Raw genomic sequence first — 19,123 nt, 5'->3', positions numbered from 1 at the left:
ACGGCATCCGCCGCTCCGCGATCACGATGCCGACGGGGACGTCCACCCCGGGCGTCGCGCAGAACACGGGCGAGGCCAACATCCTCGTCATGGGGCTCGACAGCCGGGTCGATCAGGACGGCAAGCCGCTCTCGCAGGAGATCTACGACGCGATCCGCGCCGGCGACGAGACGAACGGCGGCTACAACGCGAACGTCCTGATGCTCATCCACATCCCGGCCGGCGGAGGCAAGGCCGTCGGGATCTCCATCCCGCGCGACGACTACGCCACCCTGGCCGGCGCCCCCGACGGCGTCGAGAAGTCGAAGATCAAGGAGGCGTACGGGCTCCGGATGGACGAGAAGCTCCGCGAGCTGCGCAAGCAGGGCGTCGACGAGGCCGAGGCGTACCAGCAGGCCCGCACGGCGGCACGGCAGACGCAGATCCAGACCGTCTCCGACTTCCTCGGCGGGGTGCGGATCGACCACTTCGTCGAGATCACGATGGCCGCGTTCTACGAGGTCGCGACCGCGGTCCAGCCGATCACCGTGTGCCTGAACCAGGCGACGCAGGACCGGTTCTCGGGCGCCCACTTCCCCGCCGGGATGCAGGAGATCGACGCCTCCCAGGCCATGAGCTTCGTCCGCCAGCGCCGCGACACCGGGCCGAGCGACCTCGAGCTGACGGACCTCGACCGCACCCGCCGCCAGCAGGCGTTCATCGTCTCCCTCGCCGTGAAACTCCGGCGGGCCCAGACCTTCACCGATTTCGGCACGATGCAGAAGCTGATCGACACGGCGAAGACGTACATCGCCCTCGACGACGGCTTCGACCTGCTGAGCTTCGCCGGACAGGCCCAGCGGCTGGCGGGCGGGAACCTCTCCTTCCAGACCCTCCCCATCGACCACTACGAGACGATCGACGGCCAGTCGGTGAACATCGTGGACCTCGACACGATCCGCTCCATCGTGGCGTCGCTGCTGAACCCGCCCGCGGAGAGCTCGGCGCCTCCCGCGTCCGCACCTCCCGCGGACAGCGGAGCGACGACGGAGGCGCCCGCAGCGCCGAATGGTGGACAGGCACCCCCGCCGGCCACGAACACCTACACTGACTCCGACGCTCCCCTGCAGGCGGGCGCGATTCCCTGCGTGAATTAAGGGGGCGGTGCGGGCGGCGCGTGCCTACGAGTCGTGACCGACCGCGGGCTCTCCCACGAACTGGTGCGCCTCGGCCGCGAGCTCGGGCCAGTCGTCCTCCGCGGTGATCGCGGTCCACGCGCCGGTCGCGGCGGTGCTGCCGGTGGCCGGCGTCGCGATGCCGCGCTCGACCAGGTCCGCCGACCGCGGTGCCGGGAGGTCGACGACCAGCGCCGATCCGTCGAAGTAGGCGAACAGCCTCCCCTTGACCAGGAGGCGGTCGCCGTCCAGCGTCACGTCGTCGTCCGGGTCGCTCTGGAGTGCGAACGCCACGTCGGCGAACGCCTGGTTGAATCCCTCTGCCATGGGCACAGCCTAGGGGTGCCGGCGCCGGCCGCGACAGGGCTTGGCGGGATGACCGGGGCGGCGCCGCGACAAGCGACGCTGCCCCGTCCGGCCTCAGACCGCGCGGAGCCCGCCCCGCGGGCACTGTCCGCCATGGCCGCCGTGGCCGCCCGGCCCGCCGTGCCCGTGCCACGACGCCGTGCTCGCGCTGTGGACGGTCGTCGTGCCGAGCGTGAGCCAGCCGGCCTTCGTCGCGTCCTGCGCGGCGTTCGCGAACCGGATCGGGAGGCCGCCCGCGAGCGGGTTCGTGACCTGGGCGACGAGCGTGTACGTCCCGGGTGCGACTCCGGTCAGGTCGACGCTGCCCGTGAACTGCGTGCTCGCGCCGCTGGCGATGTCGCTGACGTGCCAGGAGGTCGTGACGGTCTTCACCGCGGCCCCGGAGGCGTTCAGGTAGCTCAGCGTGATCGGCCAGTCGTAATAGAAGGGGGCGCGACCCACGTTCGCGACGGACAGCCCGACGGAGACGGTGGTCGGCGCCGTCGACGACGGCACGAGCGCCTGGGTGGCGCGGAACGAGTAGCCGAGCGACGTCGACGCGGCGAGCGCCGCCGGCTTGTCCGCGGCCGAGTACCCGGTCTCGAACGCGTAGTGGTCCATGAGCCAGCTGGCGTGGGTCTGGTCGGCGCTCCCGGCGAAGTCGTTGTCGCCGCCGTCCTCGAGCACGGGGCATCCGGCCGCCGAGAAGAGGCACGGCTGCAGCTCGGGCCGCAGCTCGCCGGCGATCGGCTCGGTCTTCCACTTGTCGGTGGCGCCGGCCGCGACCATGTTGTCCATGAAGTGCCAGCCGAGCGAGCTCGTCTTGGTCTCCAGGGCGAACGAGTCGTCGTGGTAGCCGATCGGCAGGGACGCGTTCATGGTGGTGGGATTGCGCACCATGAGCTTGGTGGTGTGGAAGGCGTCGGTGAAGTCGGTCAGCACCTCCAGCTGCGTGGCGTCGGAGGGCATCCAGTTCGGTTGGCCGCCGTCGCCGTTGTACGGGTAGGTGTGCCATTCGCCCCAGAAGCCGATCAGGCCGGCCTGCACGAATCCGACGCGGGCGTCGCCGTCGTAGCGCTGGCCGAGCGCGGCGACGAAGTGGTCGATCGCGGTGCGCAGGTTCGGGTCGTCGTAGTCCGGTGAGACACTGACGCCGTTGTTGTCGTAGTCGTCGTACGAGTGGGTGGCCAGGCCGCCGTCGAGCAGGTACTGCGGCACGCCGCTGGGCTGACCGGGATAGTCGAGGTAGAAGCGGAAGGCGGTCTGGTGACCGCGCGCCGCGATCGCGTTCAGGGCGGTGTCGAGCGCCGACCAGTCGAACGTGTCCGGCCCGGTCATCACGGCGTTCACCGGGAAGTAGGCCCACTCCATCGAGTAGGGGAACGCGGTGTACGAGCCCGCGAAGGGGATGAAGCCCTTCAGCGGGTTGACGTCCGGTTCGCCGGCGGCGGCGAGGGAGGTCCAGGAGGCCGTGCCGGTCGAGCCGGACGCGTGGGTCGTGGCCGCCGTGCTCGTGCCCGCCGTGGCCGGGGCCGCGAACAGGGCGGGGATCGCGAGCGCGGCCGCGGCGGCCACCCCCACGATCGTGTTCCGTGCGGTTCTGCGCATTCTGGTGCACCTTTCTGACGGCGTCGTCGCCGCCTGGTCGTCGAGCGGTGAATGTGCGTACTGCGGTCGGATTCGGGTTCCGGGAGCGTGGGGCGCGACGTCCGGCGGACGCCGCGCCCCGCGCGTCTAGCCGACGACGGAGGCAGCCTCGACGGCGGCCTCCCCCGTCACGATGGGGGTGAAGTCGACCTCGCGCCCGCTGATGCGGAAGGCGTAGCGACCGGTCTGCTCGATCAGCGCGGTCTCCTCCATGTAGTCCCGCAGCTCCTCCCGCTCGGCTGGAGTGAGCCAGGCGAGCGGGTCGGAGGTGGAGCGGAACTCGAGCACGGCGGCGGTGTCGCGCAGCGCCTGCCGCTCGCCGTCGGAGAGCAGGCTGCGGGCGCTGCGGAAGTAGACCGCGTCGGGGTCGACCTCGTAGAGCCGCTTCATCCAGGCGCGATTGACGGAGGACACGATGGAGTTGCGTGCGCCGACCCCCGACGGGTCACCCACGCGCTCCGCGTTGTCCCAGAAGGCCGCGACGTCCGGTCCGACCCGTGCGCCGTCGAACACGCCGACGGACGGGATCATCGGGACGCCGCAGCCGAGCAGGTACACGTCGTCGCCGACGACCGAGCGGATGTGCTCCACGGCCTGGCGGTACGCGGTCTCGCGGTGCACGCCCGTGCTGCGGTTGCCGGTGATGGCGCCCGCGTACATGAAGTCGAGCTTGAGGTAGCGGAACCCCCACGAGGTGACGCGCTCGAAGACCCCGCGCAGGTGGTCCTGCACCTCGGCCTGCGTGGTGTCGAGCGAGTAGTAATGGGAGTCCCAGTTGTAGCCGCTGACCAGCGGGCGGCCGTCGTCGTCCTGCACGAGCAGGTCGGGGCGGGTGCGGGCGATGTCGGAATCGGGCAGCGCGATCATCGGCGCGAGCCAGAGCCCGGGCCGGAACCCGGCGTCGGCGATCGTGCGCGCCGTCGCGGCCATGCCCGAGGGGAACTTCGCGTTGGCGGTCCAGTCGCCGACGATCGGCTCCCAGCCGTCGTCGAGCTGGAAGACGTCGAACGGGTAGCCGGCGAGGTCGCGGACGGTCCGCGCGATGGTCTCCTCGTCGATGTCCTCGAAGAACGAGTACCAGCTGCTCCACACCGCGCCCGCCCGCAGCGAACGCCTCCCGAGCCGGGCGGTGACCAGATCGGCGTAGGCGGCGAACACCTCGACCTCGGGGCCGTAGCCGACGAACCACTCGGCCGAGCTCTCCTCCCCGCGGCCCCAGAGCACGTTGCCGTCGCCGCCGACCCGCGGCGTCCCGAGCCCGAGTGCGCCGAGGAGGAGGACGTTCCCGTCCTCGCCGACGACGGCGCCGACCGCGCTGCCCGAGTGGGCGTGCGGGGTCTCGTTCGCGGCGTCGTCGGCGGTGAGCAGGCGGCGGGGGCTGTCCTTGATGCCGATGGTCTCGCCGTCGGTGCGCGCCCAGCCGGACGGGCTCCACGAGTTCCAGCCGTGCCGGTAGAACTCGGTGTCGCCGAAGGGGTGCAGGAGGGCGACGGGGCCGGCGGGCACGAGGTGGCCTCCCGGCACCGCGGTCGGCGCTCCGGTGACGTTGGCGGGGATCCGCACGGATCCGAAGTCGAAGGTGTGCAGCATGGTGGGCTTTCTGTGTGGTGCGCGGGGGCGGCCGGTCGCCGCCCCCGCGCGGGTTGTCGCTACTTGAAGAGGGCGTTGACCTGTTTGTTCGCCTCGGTCAGCGACGACTTCGCGTCCTTCTGGCCGAGCGCGACGCTCTGGATGGCGTCCTGCACGATCTGGCTGATCTCGGTGCCGTGGTAGCTGATCGGCAGGATAAAGGTGCCATCCTTCGCCTGCTGCTCGTCGAGGAACACCTGGGCGTTCAGGCCCTCCTGCTCGCGCACCTGGGCGGACTTCTCCGAGGCCTCCTTGATCGCCGGGAAGACGACGCCGGTCGCGGCGACCGTGTTCTGGCAGTCGGCGGAGCCGAGGTACTTGACCCACTCCCACGCCTGGTCCTTGTGCTTGGAACCGGCGTAGATCGCGTCGGACAGACCGTTGATGGCGCTCTTGCGCCCCTCCGGGCCGATCGGCAGCGGGGCGAAGCCGAACTGGTCGGTCTTGCCCTTGTAGGAGGCCAGGTTGAACGAGCCGAGCGTGGTCAGCGCGCCGCCGCCGTTGTCGAGCACCTCGGAGCGGGCCAGCGTGGACTGCACGTCGAGCTTGGGCGCGTAGCCCTTCTGCGAGAGGTCGGCGAGCCACTGGACCGTGTCGGTGAGCTTGGACTGGTCGTAGTTGAACTTCGTGCCGAACGGGTTCTTGTCGGCGTAGTACCAGCCGTTGGAGACGGCCAGGTTGCCCCAGCCGTTCTGACCCTGCGAGCCGTCCGCCCACTCGGGGAGGAAGCCGAAGGTCTTCACGTTGTTCTTGTCGAACGCGGGGTCGAGGCCGTTGTGACCGTTCTTGTCGACGGTCAGCTTCGCGATCAGCTGCTCGAACGTCCCGCCGTCCTTCGCGTTCCAGGTGAGGTCCGAGAGCGACTTCTCGTCGACGCCGGCGGCGGCGAGGTCGGCCTTGTTGTAGACCAGGCCCATCGTGTCCCAGTCCTTCGGGAGGCCGTAGCGCGCGTCGTCGACCTTCCACAGGTCGGCGAGGCCGTCGACGTACTGCGAGAGGTCGACCTTGTCCTTCTTCACGTACGGCTCGATGTCGACGATCTGCTTGTCCTGCACGAACTGCGGGTAGTACGACACCTGGTCGACCCAGACGTCGGGCGCGCTGCCCGCGGCGATCTGCGTCGAGAGGTTGGTCCAGTACTGGCCCCAGGCGCTCTGGCTGATCTTGATCGTGATGTTCGGGTTGGCCTTCTCGAAGTCGGCGGCGCACTGCTGGTAGGCGGGCACCTGGGTGTCGTCCCACATCCAGTAGTTCAGGGTCACCTTCTCGTCGGATCCCGAGCCCGAGGACGAGCAGGCCGAGACGCCGACCAGGAGTGCGGCGGCGGCGGCGATGGCGGCGACGCGACGTACCTTTGTCATGGATTTCTCTCTCTGTGTTGGGTGATGCGGTGTGGTGCGGTGGGGGAGGTGCCTGGTCACTTGATGCCGGTGAAGTTGAGGGACTCCACGATCCGGCGGCCCAGGAAGATCAGCAGGATGAGCACGGGGATGACCGACAGGGTCGATCCGGCCATCAGGCCGGTCCAGTCGGGCTGGGTGTTGGGCGACTGCTGGAGGTAGACGCCGAGGGCGACGGTCATGGTGCGGACGCTCTCGTCGCGGCCGATGAGCAGCGGCCAGAGGTAGTCCTTCCACGCCCAGACGACGGTGATGAGGCCGATCGTGATCAGCGGCCCGCGGCTCATCGGCAGGGCGATCCGCCAGAACACGCGAGCCTTGCCCGCGCCGTCGAGCATCGCGGCCTCCTCCACGTCCACCGGGATGTTGAGGAAGAACTGGCGCAGGAAGAACAGCGCGAACGGTGTCATGAGCAGGCTCGGCGCGACCATGCCCCACACGGTGTTCAGGAGGCCGAGGTCGCGGACCAGCACGAAGTTCGGCAGCAGCGTGAAGATGCCGGGGACCATGAGGGCGGCGATCAGGATGGAGAACAGCACGTTGCGCCCGGGGAAGCGCAGACGGGCGAACGCGTAGCCCGCCATCGCGCAGAAGACGGTCTGGAAGAAGCCGATCAGGGCGCAGTACACGATCGAGTTCCACAGGTAGAGCAGGAAGTTGATCGAGGCGCCGGACCCGCCGGCGGCCTGGTCCTCGGCGGGGCTGAGGAAGCCGAGGACCCGCGCGAAGTTGATCAGGGTGGGGCTGCCCGGGAAGAGCGAGCCGGAGTCCTTGATCACGTCGGCCGCCGGAGTGAGCGCGGTCTTCAGCATCCAGTAGAAGGGGAAGAGCGTCAGGATCAGGGAGACGATCAGGACGATCCAGCCCAGCGTTCGCCCGATCGAGAAGGGGCGGCGCTCGCGGCGGGCGGCGATGGCGGGGGCGGGAGGCTCGGCCGCCGGGTTCACGGTCGGCACGGTCGGCTGCGTTGTCGTCATGGCGGTGTCCTAGGCGAGCTGGGATTCGGAGGCGCGGAGGAGGCGGAGCTGCACGGCCGTCAGCACGCCGAGGATGATCACGAGGACGATGGCCATCGTCGCCGCGTAGCCCATGTGGAAGAAGGTGAACGCCTGTTGGTAGATGTAGTAGTAGATGACCCTCGTGGCGTTGACCGGACCTCCCTTGGTCGTCACCGCGACCGTGTCGAAGATCTGGAACGAGCCGATCAGCGACACCACGAGCACCAGCGCCATGACCGGCTTCAGCAGCGGGAGCGTGATGCGGGTGAACAGCCTCCACTCCCCCGCCCCGTCGAGCGACGCGCTCTCGTAGAGGTCGCCAGGGATCTGCAGCATCCCCGCATAGAAGAGGAGCGCCGTGTAGCCGGTGAAGGCCCAGGTGTTGACGACCGAGATCGTCGGGATGGCGAGCGCCGGGCTGGTGAAGAAGCCGACCGCGGGCAGTCCCATCGCCGTGATGAGGTGGTTGACGAAGCCGAGGTTGGTGTCGAGCAGCCACAGCCAGATCAGGCCGACCGTCACGTTCGGGACGAGCCACGGCAGCAGCAGCGTCGTCCGCAGCACGACCGACCGGGTCAGGCGGTGCATCAGCGCGGCGAGGAGGAGCGCCAGCGCCGTCTGCGTGGTGACGTTGACCACCACGTAGTAGAGAGTGACGCCCATCGAGTTCCAGAATTCCTTGTCCTGCAGCACGGCCACGTAGTTGTCGACGCCGACGAACGACGGGTCGCCCAGGAGGCTGTAGTCGGTGAACGACCACCAGAACCCGCGGATCGTCGGGTACAGGTAGAAGACCGCGAAGCCGATGAGCACGGGGGCGATGAAGAGCCAGGCGACGCGACGGTCGTCCCGCAGCCGGCGCCGCGGGGGTCGCGGGGCGCGGCCGCGGGTCGCGGCTCTCGGGAGGAGGGCTGTCATAGGTACCTCTCCGCGACCGGGACGAGCTGCTCGCCGTCGGCGCAGGGTCGAATTCATCGGATCCGCGAGCGATTCGCCGATCCGGAGGGCGCCCATCCGCGGTAAAGTCGGGTGAGCGAGTTAATTATGCAACTTGGCGTTAATAATGGCAAGGGCGAGGAGCGAGATGGCACGAGAGGCCGTGGTGCAGAGCGTCGAGGGGTCCGTCGGGAGCCGGTCGCTGCTGCGCCGGATGAACTCCTGGGGCATCCTCCGCGCCGTCATGGAGCGCCCGCAGACCATGCGTGACCTCGCGGCGGAGTCGGGTCTCTCCCGCACGGCCGTCGACGCGATCGTCACCGATCTGGTCGATCTCGGCTGGCTCGTGCCGTGGGACGGCTCCCCCGCCGGGCGGCTCGGCCGACCCGCCGCCTCCTACCGGCTGGCCCCGGCGCTCGGGAACTTCCTCTCCCTCGACATCGGCGCCAACCACATCTACGCGGTCGTCACAGACCTGACCGGGCAGGTGCGCGGGCACCTGACCGTCCCCACCGAGGAGGAGGTCCCGGCGGAGGAGCGCGTGGTCGCCGCCCTCGCAGTCGCCGACGACCTGCTCGGGAGCCTCGGCCTCGACCGCAGCGCGGCCTGGGCCGTCGCCATCGGCTCGCCCGGTGCGATCAGCACGGCCGGCGAGGTCCTCCACTTCGGCGGCACCGGCATGCCCGGCTGGATCGGCCTCGACCTGCGCGAGCGCTTCCGCCGCGAGTTCGAGGCTGCGGTGCTGGTGGAGGGCGACGTCGCCCTCGGCGCGCACGCCGAGCTCGCGATCGGCGCGGCCCGCGATCGCAGCGACGTCGTCTACATCCTCTGCGGCGCCCGCACCAGCGGTGCCTCCATCGTCGGCGGCAAGGTGCACCGCGGCGTGCACGGCGCCGCCGGGATCGTCGGCGAGATGCCGGAGCTGCGCTGGCAGGAGCTCAACGAGCGGTACGGCAGCTCGGTGCTCGCCTCCCCGCGCCCGAGCCGTCAGGAGATCTTCGAGGCGGCCCGCACCGGCGACCCCGCGGCCGTCGCCGCCGTCGACGAGTTCGCCGACGACCTCGCCACCGGCGCCGCCGCTCTCACGCTCGCGATCGATCCCGAACTGCTCGTCATCGGCGGCGGCAGCTCCCCCAGCGCCGACGTGTTCCTGCCCCGCTTCGAGCGGACGCTGCGTGGCATCGTCCCGCTCCCGCCCGCGGTCATCGCCTCCACGCTGGGCTCCGAGGCCGTCGCCATGGGCGGCATCAGCCTCGCCGGCAACCACCTCCACTCGGTGCTCGAGGGCGCGGTCGTGGCGCGGGACGCCTTCCCCAGCCCGGCCGAGTCGGTGGAGCTGCTGCGCGCCGCAGGATGACCGCCTAGCGGCACTGGCCGGCGACAGCGATCTGCTCGTCGGAGGGACGCCCGTACGCCTCGATGCCGGAGCCGGCGGTGTCGAAGCCCAGGGAGATCGCCCAGGCGGTGGCCCACATCTCGTCGTCGTGGTTGAACGTCGGGCTCGCGAAGAGCGGTGCGCACTCGGGGCGCACGACCTGCGCGTGGCCCACCTCGTGCGCGACGAGCGCCCGTGCGTCGACGTCGCCCCTCGACCAGCCGTCCTGCAGCGGGAAGTTGAGGTCGATCGTCGCCCAGCCGCCGTCGTCCGGGTGGTACACGGTGGTGCCCGAGTACCATCCCTCGCCGAGGCCGCTGACCTCGGCGTGCCACTCGACGTCCAGAGTGACCCCGTGTGCGATGGAGCGCGCGTACTCCTCGATCTGCGCCCGCACGGGATAGGCCGGGTCCTGCCGGGCCGCCAGTCCGGCGGCGTGGGCGGCATCCACCCCGTCGATCGCCGCGACCAGCTGGACGAGACCGGGCCCGCCGAACGTCGACAGCGTCACCCCGCTCTCCCCGGCATCGATCGCGTGCCGCAGCTCCACCTTGCTGGCGTAGGTGGCGGCGTCGTCGGCGGTGATGACCTGCTCGCCGTGCGCCTTCAGCTCCGCGTAGACGGCGTCCGCGCTCGCGTTCACAGCCTTCTGAGCCGACGCGAGCGAGGCGAGCTCGGCGGACCGCGCGCGGCGGTCGGCGTTCTCCTTCCGGATCAGCGCGTGCGTGTGCTCCACGTGGGCGATGACCGTCCACGGCATCAGGTCGGCGCTGGATGCGCTCACCTTCGGCGCCTCGAAGCGCACGGAGTGGAGCCCGGACGTCGCCGCCTCCAGCTTCGTCCGGGCCGCGGCGAGCGCGGCCGCCGTCGCCTCGCCGAGGTAGGCCGGGCGGTCGTGGTCGGTGAACTCCTTCAGCGAGGTGACCGAGAACGTCGCCTTGTTCAGCGCGGTCTCGCGCGCGTCCGTCGCGTCCTCCAGCGCGGTGGCCGCAGCCGTGGCCTCCTGGTAGGCGACGGCCGTGCGGGAGGCCGCGTACGCCTGCCAGCCCCATCCGACGCCGGTGATCGCGCCGGCCGAGAGCAAGACCGCGGAGGCGACGCCGAGCACCAGTCCGCGCCGGCGGCGCTTCGCGGGCACCTCGGGCCGCTCGTCCGGGCTGTCGGCTGCACTCTCCGCCTGCTCCGCCGGTGCCGATTCCGGTCCCGGTCCCGGCTTCGGAGCCGGTTCCGATTCCAGTACCGGCGTCGGCGTCGCGTCGTCGACCGTATCGGGCGCCGCGTCGCCGCGCGCTTCGTCCTCGTGCATGTGCTCCCCCGTCACGCGCATCGCCCCTCGGCGACACGGCATACCGTCAGCAAACATAGGACATCACGGCACGTCTCACCCAACCGGAGGACCACCCCTTTCCGAGGGACTGCCGCCCGCGGCGATCGCCCGCCGCCCCGCGGAGGATCTCGCCCTCGGGGATGAAGGACGTCAACCGCTCGGATGACGATCCGCCGCGCGAAACCCGGAACGCTGATCACATGGGTACTGGGATGGGGCGACGGCGCGTCGATCGCGAGCGGGTTCGTTGATGGTCTGGACATCGGAGCTGATCGTCCACGACGAGGCGATCCGGGCGAACACGGCGCACTTCGCGGCCGCGACGGGCGGCCGGCTGATGGCGGTACTGAAGGCGGACGCGTTCGGGCACGGGGCGATCGCGCACTCGGTCCTGGAGGCCGGGGCCGCCTCCCTCGGCGTCACCTCCATCGACGAGGCGCTCGCGCTGCGCGCCGGCGGCGTCAGCGCGCCCATCCTGAGCTGGCTCAACCCGGTCGACGCCGACTTCGCCGCGGCCGTGCTCGCGGACGTCGACCTCGCGGTGGCCAGCCCGGTGCTGCTGCACGCGGTGGCGCGGGCGGCCTCCCTGGTCCGGCGGCGGGCGCGGGTGCACCTGCACGTGGACGTCGGGATGGCGCGGGACGGCTCCCCCGTCGAGGCGTGGCCGGCGCTGTGCACGATCGCCCGCGAGCTGGAGCACCTGGGTTCGCTCCACGTCGTCGGGATCATGGGGCACATGTCGTGCGCCGATCAGCCCGGCCACCCGCAGAATCAGCGCGAACGGCTACTCTTCGCGAACGCCGTGCGCACGGCGCGGCGCCGCGGGCTGGCGCCGTCGGTCACGCACCTCGCGGCGACCGCCGCCACCGTGACCGGGGTCGGCGCCGGCTTCGGGCTGCACCGCATCGGTGCGGGACTCTTCGGCATCGACCCGTCGGGCACCTCCCGCGAGCTCCGGCCGGCGCTCTCCCTGACGACGCACGTCGTGACGTCGCGCGAGGTCGCGACCGGCACCGGCATCGGGTACGGGCTGGACCACGTCGCCGACCGGCGCACGCACCTCGCGCTGCTTCCGCTCGGGTACGGGGACGGGCTGCCGCGGGCGGCCTCCGAGCGCGCCGGCGTCCTCGTGCGCGGGCGACGCCGCCCGCTGGTCGGCCGGTTCTCGATGGACATGGTGGTCGTCGACACCGGGGAGGACGAGGTCGCGCCCGGCGAACCGGTCACGGTGTTCGGCCCGGGCGCGCACGGCGAGCCCACGGTCGCCGACTGGGCCGGCTGGGCGGGCACGATCGAGCACGAGATCGTCACCCGCGTGGGCAGCCGCGTGGCGCGCGTCCATCGCACCTCCACGTCGGAGATGAGCGGGACGACGAAGACGGCCGGGACGACCGGGTCGCGCCGTGGGGAGGCGGTCGATGCGTGACGGGGAGGCGCTGCGCGTCGCGATCATCGGCGGCGGGGCCAACGACGAGCACGATGTCTCGCTGGCGTCGGCCGCGGCCGTCACGCGGGCCGTGCGCGCGCTCGGCCATGACGCCGTCCCGGTGACGATCGACCGCTCCGGCGGCTGGCGCGACCCCGACGGGGTCCCCACGACGGCAGCGGAGGCGATCGCCCTGCTGGCGACCTGCGACGTCGCCTTCCCCGTGCTGCACGGGGAGAACGGCGAGGACGGCTCGATCGCGGGCCTCCTCAGCATGGCGGGCGTGCCGTTCGCCGGTTCGCCGGTGGGCGCCGGCGCCGTGGGCATGGACAAGTGGATCACGAAGCTCGTCGCCGAGGCGCTCGGCGTGCGCACCGCGCCCGCGCGGCTCGTCCGCTCGGAGGGCGAGGCCGCCTCCCTCGCACGGGATCCGCGGCTGGTCCCGCCGCTGGTGGTGAAGCCGACGACGGGTGGATCGAGCAACGGGGTCTCGGTGGTCCGGGAGGCCGCCGACCTGGGCGCGGCGCTCGGCCTCGCCCTCGCGGCGGGTCGCACCGCCCTCGTCGAGGCGTTCGTCGTGGGCCGTGAAGTCGACATCGCACTCTTCCGCGACAGCACCGGCGCCCTGCGCGCCGGAACGACGCTCGAGATCGGCGTGGCCGACGGCGCGGTGTTCGACCGGGAGCAGAAGTACGACGGCACGGCCTCCTTCACCCTGCCCGCCCGGATCTCGCCCGACGAGCACGCCGTGATCGAGAGCGCCGCACGCGCCCTCTACGACGCCCTCGGCTGCGCGGGAGTCGTGCGGTTCGATTTCTTCGTGACCGCCACCGGTGTGGTGCTCAACGAGGTGAACACGACGCCCGGATTCACGGAGGCGTCGCAGGTGCCGCGGATGTACGCCGCCGTCGGCCTCGGCTACGAACAGCTGGTCGCGGCGCTCCTCGACGCGGCCCTCACCGAGCGCACGGCGTCGCTGGAGGCCGCTCGATGACGGACACCACGCCCGCCCCGGCCGCACGCGAGGGCTGGGGCGACGCGCTGAAGGGCGTGCTCATCGCGCTCGTCGTGCTGTGGCACGTGATCATGAAGAGCTACCTGAACATCGATTGGCAGCTCGGCGTGCCGGTCCCCGGCGCGTGGGGGTTGTTCGGCGACCTGATCTGGCCGTTCCTGATGCCGCTCTTCCTGCTCGTCTCCGGCTATTTCGCCGCGAACGCCTTCACCCGCCCGTGGGCGGTGGTCGCCCGCACGCGCGTCGTCCGGTTCCTCTACCTCTACCTGCTGTGGTCGCTCATCCACATGGCGGCGATGTGGGCGTTCCCCGACTTCCCCACGCTGGTCCCCCGCGGCGTCGCGGAGTTCGTCGAGTCGGTGACGATCAGCCCGCCGAACACCTGGTACCTCTACGCGCTGGCGCTGTACTTCCTCGTGACCAAGGCGCTCTCGCGTCTCCCCGCGTGGATCCCCATCGCCGCGGCCGGCATCCTGTCGGTCGTCGTCGCGGCCGGTTACGTGGAGGTCGTCAGCAATCGCGGGTCCCTGCTCTACAACTTCACGTTCTTCCTGCTGGGGCTGCAGCTCGCGCCGCAGCTCCGGCGGCTGCTCGACCGCGTGCGGCTCTCGATCGCCCTCCTGCTGGCCGCCGCCTACCTGGCCGTCTTCGCCGCGATGCGGCTCACCGGCACCGAGACCGTCCCGGGAGTGTGGCCGCTCGCGTCGGTCGTCGGGGTGACGGCCGGGCTCGCCGTCGCGCCGAGCATCGCGCGGATGCGGTTGGTCGGGCCGGGGCTGGCCTGGCTGGGGCGCCGCAGCCTCCCGATCTACCTGATCCACATGCCGCTGCTCGCCCTGGCCGACTTCCTGCTGGCGGGCTGGCTGTCGGACTCCCGGGTCGCCGTGCAGCTGGTGGCGGCCGCGATGCTGCCCGTGATCCTGACGGCCGTCCTGATCGCCGGGAGCCTCCTGCTGTACCGCCTGCTGCTGCGGGATGGTGCGACCTGGCTGTTCGACCTCCCGCGCTGGGCGACGAGGACGGCTCCGGGCGCCGGGCGGAGGTGGCGCGCGCCGTGGCGGACCGCGATGGCCGTCGTCCTGCTCGTGGCGTGCGGTCTCGTGACCGCCGGAGCGACGGCGATCCCCGGCTGCGGGCAGACCCCGCCCGCGCAAGCCGCCGCGCGCCCGGGAGAGGTCGCCATCGGCGCCACCGGGGATCTGCTCATCCACGACATCGGCCACGGGGTGCCGGAGGACGGCGGGGCACACCACTTCGACGCGGTCCGCCCCTGGTTCACCGGCGACCTCGTGACGGGGAACCTGGAGCAGGTGATCTCCGACGACACCGGATACGACAAGTGCAGCACCGACGCGGACTGCCTCGCCTTCCGCAGCGAACCCGCGACCGCGCCGTACTTCGCCGGGTTCGACCTCCTGAACCTGGCGAACAACCACACCAAGGACTTCGGCGACGAGGGCTACGCGAACACCCGCGCGAACCTCGCTGCGAACGGGATCCGCGCCGTGGGCGACCGCGACGAGATCGTGTGCACGCGGATCGGCGACACCACCGTCGCGATGATCGGCTTCGCCCCGTACCAGGGCTTCAACCGGGTGACCGATCTGCGGCACGTCCGGAAGGTGGTGGCCGCGGCCGCCGCCTCGGCCGACGTGGTGGTCGTCCAGGCGCATCTGGGCGCCGAGGGGCCGGACGCGAACGTCGTCGCTCCCGGCGTCGAGCGGATGTACGGGGAGAATCGCGGCGACCCCGTCGCGTTCGCCCACGCCGCGGTCGACGGGGGAGCGGACCTCGTGCTCGGGCACGGACCGCACACGCTGCGCGGCGCGGAGTTCTACAAGGGGCGGCTGATCGCGTACAGCCTCGGCAACTTCGGCGGCGGCGGCGTCTTCGGCGCCGAGCAGGCCACCCGCTACGGCGTCTACCTCGACGTGAGCCTCCACCCCGACGGCACCTTCGCGCGCGGCCGGATGCGCTCCGTCCACTTCGCCTTCGAGGGCGGCGTGCCCCTCCCCGACCCGGACGGCCGGGCCGCGGCCCTGGTCGGCGACTTCAGCCGCCGCGACTTCCCCGCGACCGCGCCCCGCATCGCCGCGGACGGCGCGCTCGCTCCGCCTGCCTCACGCTGACCAGCCGCCGAGGTTCACGTTGTTGCGCTCATTCCGGGCGGAATGAGCGCAACGACGCGAACCTCAGGCGAAGAGGACGGGGGCGTCGAAGACGGCGGCCCCGGGCACCTGCGCGTTGGCCGCGCCGATCTCGGCCGCGACGGCGAGGGCGCGCTCGAGGTCGGCACCGCCCTCCAGCGACCCCACGAGTCCGGCGAGGTAGCAATCCCCGCTCCCCACCGCGAAGAGCCCCGGCCGGTCGACCGGCGGGACTGCGATGAACTCGCCCGCGGCGGTCGCGGCGACCGAGCCGGCCTCGCCGTCGGTCACGACCGCGATGCCCGCGCCGCGCTCGACGAGCTGGCGGGCGGACCGCTCGCGGTCGGCCGCACCGGTCAGGTCGGCCGCCTCGTGGCGGTTCACCTTGACGAGCCGGGGACGCGCGCGGTCGACGATCTCGCCGAGCGCCGGGCCGTGCACGTCGATCGCGAGCAGCACGCCACGGTCGGCCTCCGCGGCCAGGATGCCGGCGAACTCCCCCGCGTCCGTGCCGACCGGCATGGCGCCCGAGACGGTGAGCCACTCGCCCGGCGCGATGGCCCGCAGCCGCTCCGCGACGGCCGCGAGCGGCACGTCGAACTCGGTGACCGGCTCGTAGAACTCGGTCAGGCGGCGGGAGCCGGTGTCGCACGCGGTGATGCACAGCCGCGTCTCGACGGCGGTCGGGATGCGCTCCACCTCCACGTCGCTGCCGGTCAGCAGGTCGGCGACGAGATCGCCGATCCGCCCGCCGAGAGGGACGACCGCGCGGGTCCGCGCGCCGAGCAGCGCGAGCGCGCGGGCGACGTTGAGCGACTTGCCGCCGGCCGAGCGGATGACGACCGGCGGGCGGTGGATGCCGCCCAGCTGCACCTCGTCGAGCACGTAGACGACGTCGAGGGCCGGGGTCAGGCCGAGGGTGTGGATGGTCATACTCTCGCCTCCGCGAGCTCGTCGCGGGTGGCCTGCGCGCCGGTGCCGCCGGTCCCGCGCACGGAGAGGGATCCCGCGACCGCGGCCCAGCGCAGCCGGTCGGCCTCCTCCTCCACCCCTTCCAGGAGCGCGGCGAGGTAGCCGGCGTCGAAGCTGTCGCCCGCCCCGGTCGTGTCGACCACGTCGAGCACGAGTCCGGGGGCCGCAGCGCTGCGCCGGCCGCCCTCGAAGGCGACGCCGCCGTCGGCGCCGGCCTTGACGACCACACGGCAGCCCAGGGCGGAGAGAGCGGCGGCGGCCTCGTCGAGGTCGTCGTGAGCCCGTCCGTCCACCGCCGTTGCGATGGCCAGCGCCTCCTCCCGGTTCGGGAGGAAGACGTCGACGCGCGGCAGCACCTCGTGCAGGCCGGCCCAGCGCTCCGCCGGATCCCAATTGGTGTCCAGGCTGATCGTCGCCCCGGTCGCGGCGATCTCGTCCAGCAGGGCCGGGAGGTCGGCGGCGAGTCCGGGGAGCAGGAAGTAGGAGGCGACGTGCACGTGCCGCGGCCGCAGCCGGGCGACGGCCGAGCGCACCGCCTCCGCCGTCAGCACCGGGATGGTGCCCGGCAGCGTCAGGATGGCGCGGTCGCCCGGCTCGGAGAGCACCACCGAGAGCCCGGTCGGCCGGTCAGCGTCGATCTCGATCGCCGAGTCGTCCACGCCTCCGTCGCGCAGGCGGTCCAGCACGACGGAACCGAACTGGTCCGCGCCGACGACCGCCGCGAGCGCCGTGCGCACGCCGAGCCGTGCCAGCCCGCACGCGACGATCGCTGCGCTCCCCCCGAGCAGCAGCTCCGCCGAGTCGAGCAGCTGCTCCGCCTGGCCGAACCGCGGAACGGTGTCGCCGGTGAGCAGGAGGTCGGGGTTGGCGTCGCCGACGACCAGGACGTCCACCGCCGCCTCCGTCGCGCCGGTCATCCCTTGAGCCCCGAGAACGTCATGGTCGCGATGAACTGCCGCTGCGCGAACAGGAAGAACAGGATGAGGGGAAGCGTGGCGATCACGTTGCCCGCCATGATGAGGCTCCAATCGGTCTGGTGCGCGCCCTGGAAGTTCGCGATGCCCAGCTGCAGGGTGAACGACGACTGGTTGTTGATCGCGATCAGGGGCCAGACGAGGTCGTTCCACGCGCCGAGCAGCGTGAAGATCGCGAGCGTGGCGAGCGCCGGGCGCGCGAGCGGCAGCACGATGCGGAAGAACACCTGCCAGCGGTTGCAGCCGTCGATGGCGCCCGCCTCCTCCAGCTCCGCCGGGAGGGAGAGGAAGAACTGCCGCATCAGGAAGATGCCGAACGCCGTCGCCAGCCACGGCACGATGGCCGCGCCGAGCCCGTTCAGCAGCCCGAGCTTCGCGAACAGGATGTAGGTCGGGATCATCAGCAGCTGCGTCGGGATCATGATCGTCGCGAGGATCATCAGGAACCCGAAGTTGCGTCCCGCGAACCGCAGGCGGGCGAACCCGTAGCCGGCCAGCGAGCACAGGATGATGTTCGACACGATCGCGGTCACCGACACGATGACCGTGTTGCCGAGCCACAGCATGATGTCGGTCTGGCCGAACAGCTTCGCGTAGCCGTCGAGCGTGAAGTGCGACGGGATGAACGGCGGCGGGAACGCCACCAGCTCCTTCGCCGGCGAGAACGACGCCAGCGCCATCTGCGCGAACGGCACCAGGAACAGGATCGCGATCGGGAACAGCACGAAGTGCCACCCGCTCAGCTTGCGCCGCCGGGAGCGCGGCTGCCGCTCGTCCGCGATCTGGCGGGCGGCCTGCGAGACCTCGTCGAGAACCGTCGTCATCAGAACGCCTCCGAACCGCGGCGACGCTGGATGACGACGACGCCGATGGTGATGAGCAGCGTCACCGCGAAGAGCACGTAGGCGGCGGCCGAGCCGTAGCCGAACTCCAGCGCGTGGAACGCCTTGTCGTACAGGAAGTAGACGATCGTCTTCGTCGCGTCGAGCGGGCCGCCGCGGGTGGTCGTGTAGACGAGGTCGAAGAGCTGGATCGCCTGGATGGTCTGCCAGACCGCGACGAACGCGGTCACCGGCGCGAGCTGCGGCCAGACGATCCGCCAGAACGTCTGCCAGCGGTTCGCGCCGTCGATGCGGGCGGCCTCGATCAGGTCGCCCGGCACATCCTGCAGCGCCGCGAGGTAGATGACGGTCGTGAAGGCGGCCGACCCCCAGAGCGACATGATCGCGATGACGAGCATGGCCTGCTTCGGGTCGTCCAGCCAGCCCTGCTGCGGCAGGTGCAGCACGCGCAGCACGTTGTTCACGAGCCCGAACTGCGGGCTGAACAGGTAGGTCGACAGGATGCCGGTGGAGGCCGCCGACGCCACGAACGGGACGAAGATCGCGGTGCGGTAGAACCCCATCCACCGGATGCGCCGGTTGAGCGCGACCGCGAGGAACAGGCCGAGCAGCACCGAGGCCGGGACGAACAGGAGGGTGAAGCCGACGGTGTTGAAGACGGCGTTGCCGAACTCCGCGTCGCCGATCAGCTGCGAGTAGTTGTCGCCGCCGACCCAGGTCGGCTCGCTGAAGCCGTCCCAGTTCTGGAACGACAGCACGAACGCCCACAGTGCGGGGAAGATCGACAGCCCGAGGATGATGAGGGTCGCCGGGGCGACGAAGCCCCAGCCGGTCAGTGCCGAGGTGAGCCCGCGGCGCCGGCGCGCCTTCCGCGCCCCGGCGGCGTCCGAAGACGCGCCGGGCCGCGGAAGCGCAGGGGCGGTGGTGTCTGCCATT

Annotated in this window: 16 protein-coding genes; 5 read left to right on the top strand and 11 right to left on the bottom strand. The window is 71.5% G+C overall.

Going from position 1 to position 19,123, the window contains the following annotated elements:
* The coding region (locus tag BGO91_RS18640; RefSeq protein ID WP_290474229.1) for an LCP family protein at nucleotides 1-1,136 on the top strand (1,136 nt) is incomplete at its 5' end.
* A 24-nt stretch (nucleotides 1,137-1,160) separates the two neighbouring features.
* On the opposite strand, the gene BGO91_RS18635 is transcribed toward BGO91_RS18640, so the two are convergent.
* From BGO91_RS18635 to BGO91_RS18610, 6 genes are all read right to left on the bottom strand, one after another.
* The gene (locus BGO91_RS18635; RefSeq protein ID WP_290474228.1) at nucleotides 1,161-1,481 is read right to left on the bottom strand and encodes a hypothetical protein; all 321 of its coding nucleotides are present in this window, start codon (nucleotides 1,479-1,481) and stop codon (nucleotides 1,161-1,163) included.
* A 93-nt stretch (nucleotides 1,482-1,574) separates the two neighbouring features.
* Nucleotides 1,575-3,107 carry a DUF4832 domain-containing protein gene (locus tag BGO91_RS18630; RefSeq protein ID WP_290474227.1) on the bottom strand — a complete coding sequence of 511 codons (1,533 nt, stop codon included), beginning with the start codon at nucleotides 3,105-3,107 and terminating at the stop codon, nucleotides 1,575-1,577.
* Nucleotides 3,108-3,233: 126 nt separating this feature from the next.
* Nucleotides 3,234-4,736, bottom strand: a complete 1,503-nt coding sequence (locus BGO91_RS18625; RefSeq protein WP_290474226.1) for a glycoside hydrolase family 36 protein — start codon at nucleotides 4,734-4,736, stop codon at nucleotides 3,234-3,236.
* Between the two features lie 59 nt (nucleotides 4,737-4,795).
* Nucleotides 4,796-6,136 (bottom strand): sugar ABC transporter substrate-binding protein, encoded by a 1,341-nt coding sequence (locus BGO91_RS18620; RefSeq protein WP_290474225.1) that lies wholly within the window; start codon nucleotides 6,134-6,136, stop codon nucleotides 4,796-4,798.
* A gap of 56 nt (nucleotides 6,137-6,192) precedes the next feature.
* A complete protein-coding gene (locus tag BGO91_RS18615; protein ID WP_290474224.1) occupies nucleotides 6,193-7,152 on the bottom strand; it encodes a carbohydrate ABC transporter permease in 960 nt (319 codons plus the stop codon).
* Nucleotides 7,153-7,161: 9 nt separating this feature from the next.
* The gene (locus BGO91_RS18610; RefSeq protein ID WP_021764408.1) at nucleotides 7,162-8,091 is read right to left on the bottom strand and encodes a carbohydrate ABC transporter permease; all 930 of its coding nucleotides are present in this window, start codon (nucleotides 8,089-8,091) and stop codon (nucleotides 7,162-7,164) included.
* A gap of 166 nt (nucleotides 8,092-8,257) precedes the next feature.
* On the opposite strand from BGO91_RS18610, the gene BGO91_RS18605 reads away from it, so the two are divergent.
* Complete coding sequence (locus BGO91_RS18605; RefSeq protein WP_290474223.1) at nucleotides 8,258-9,466, top strand: ROK family transcriptional regulator; 1,209 nt, start codon at nucleotides 8,258-8,260, stop codon at nucleotides 9,464-9,466.
* Between the two features lie 4 nt (nucleotides 9,467-9,470).
* Here the strand turns inward: BGO91_RS18605 and BGO91_RS18600 are convergent, their stop codons facing one another.
* Complete coding sequence (locus tag BGO91_RS18600; protein ID WP_290474222.1) at nucleotides 9,471-10,790, bottom strand: hypothetical protein; 1,320 nt, start codon at nucleotides 10,788-10,790, stop codon at nucleotides 9,471-9,473.
* A gap of 271 nt (nucleotides 10,791-11,061) precedes the next feature.
* Between BGO91_RS18600 and alr the strand changes: the two genes are divergently transcribed.
* From alr to BGO91_RS18585, 3 genes are read left to right on the top strand one after another with little or no spacing between them, the layout of a single operon-like run.
* Nucleotides 11,062-12,237 carry an alanine racemase gene (gene alr / locus BGO91_RS18595; RefSeq protein WP_290474221.1) on the top strand — a complete coding sequence of 392 codons (1,176 nt, stop codon included), beginning with the start codon at nucleotides 11,062-11,064 and terminating at the stop codon, nucleotides 12,235-12,237.
* On the top strand, nucleotides 12,230-13,231 hold the full coding sequence (locus tag BGO91_RS18590; RefSeq protein WP_290474220.1) for a D-alanine--D-alanine ligase: 1,002 nt from the start codon (nucleotides 12,230-12,232) through the stop codon (nucleotides 13,229-13,231). Before alr ends, BGO91_RS18590 begins: the two co-directional genes overlap by 8 nt.
* Nucleotides 13,228-15,381 (top strand): CapA family protein, encoded by a 2,154-nt coding sequence (locus BGO91_RS18585; RefSeq protein WP_290474219.1) that lies wholly within the window; start codon nucleotides 13,228-13,230, stop codon nucleotides 15,379-15,381. Before BGO91_RS18590 ends, BGO91_RS18585 begins: the two co-directional genes overlap by 4 nt.
* Nucleotides 15,382-15,444: 63 nt before the next feature.
* On the opposite strand, the gene BGO91_RS18580 is transcribed toward BGO91_RS18585, so the two are convergent.
* The 4 genes from BGO91_RS18580 to BGO91_RS18565 are packed head-to-tail and all read right to left on the bottom strand — an operon-like array spanning nucleotide 15,445 to nucleotide 19,122.
* A complete protein-coding gene (locus tag BGO91_RS18580) occupies nucleotides 15,445-16,332 on the bottom strand; it encodes a PfkB family carbohydrate kinase (RefSeq protein WP_290474218.1) in 888 nt (295 codons plus the stop codon).
* On the bottom strand, nucleotides 16,329-17,288 hold the full coding sequence (locus tag BGO91_RS18575) for a carbohydrate kinase family protein (protein WP_290474217.1): 960 nt from the start codon (nucleotides 17,286-17,288) through the stop codon (nucleotides 16,329-16,331). Before BGO91_RS18575 ends, BGO91_RS18580 begins: the two co-directional genes overlap by 4 nt.
* A complete protein-coding gene (locus BGO91_RS18570; protein ID WP_290474216.1) occupies nucleotides 17,285-18,169 on the bottom strand; it encodes a carbohydrate ABC transporter permease in 885 nt (294 codons plus the stop codon). Before BGO91_RS18570 ends, BGO91_RS18575 begins: the two co-directional genes overlap by 4 nt.
* Nucleotides 18,169-19,122, bottom strand: a complete 954-nt coding sequence (locus BGO91_RS18565) for a carbohydrate ABC transporter permease (RefSeq protein WP_290474215.1) — start codon at nucleotides 19,120-19,122, stop codon at nucleotides 18,169-18,171. Before BGO91_RS18565 ends, BGO91_RS18570 begins: the two co-directional genes overlap by 1 nt.
* Nucleotide 19,123: the final 1 nt, after the last annotated feature.

The sequence above is a fragment of the Leifsonia sp. 71-9 genome, assembly GCF_001898805.1.
Lineage (GTDB): Bacteria > Actinomycetota > Actinomycetes > Actinomycetales > Microbacteriaceae > Leifsonia.
The sequence above is the reverse complement of the archived record's forward strand: the minus strand, read 5'-3'. Positions and strand labels throughout refer to the sequence as shown.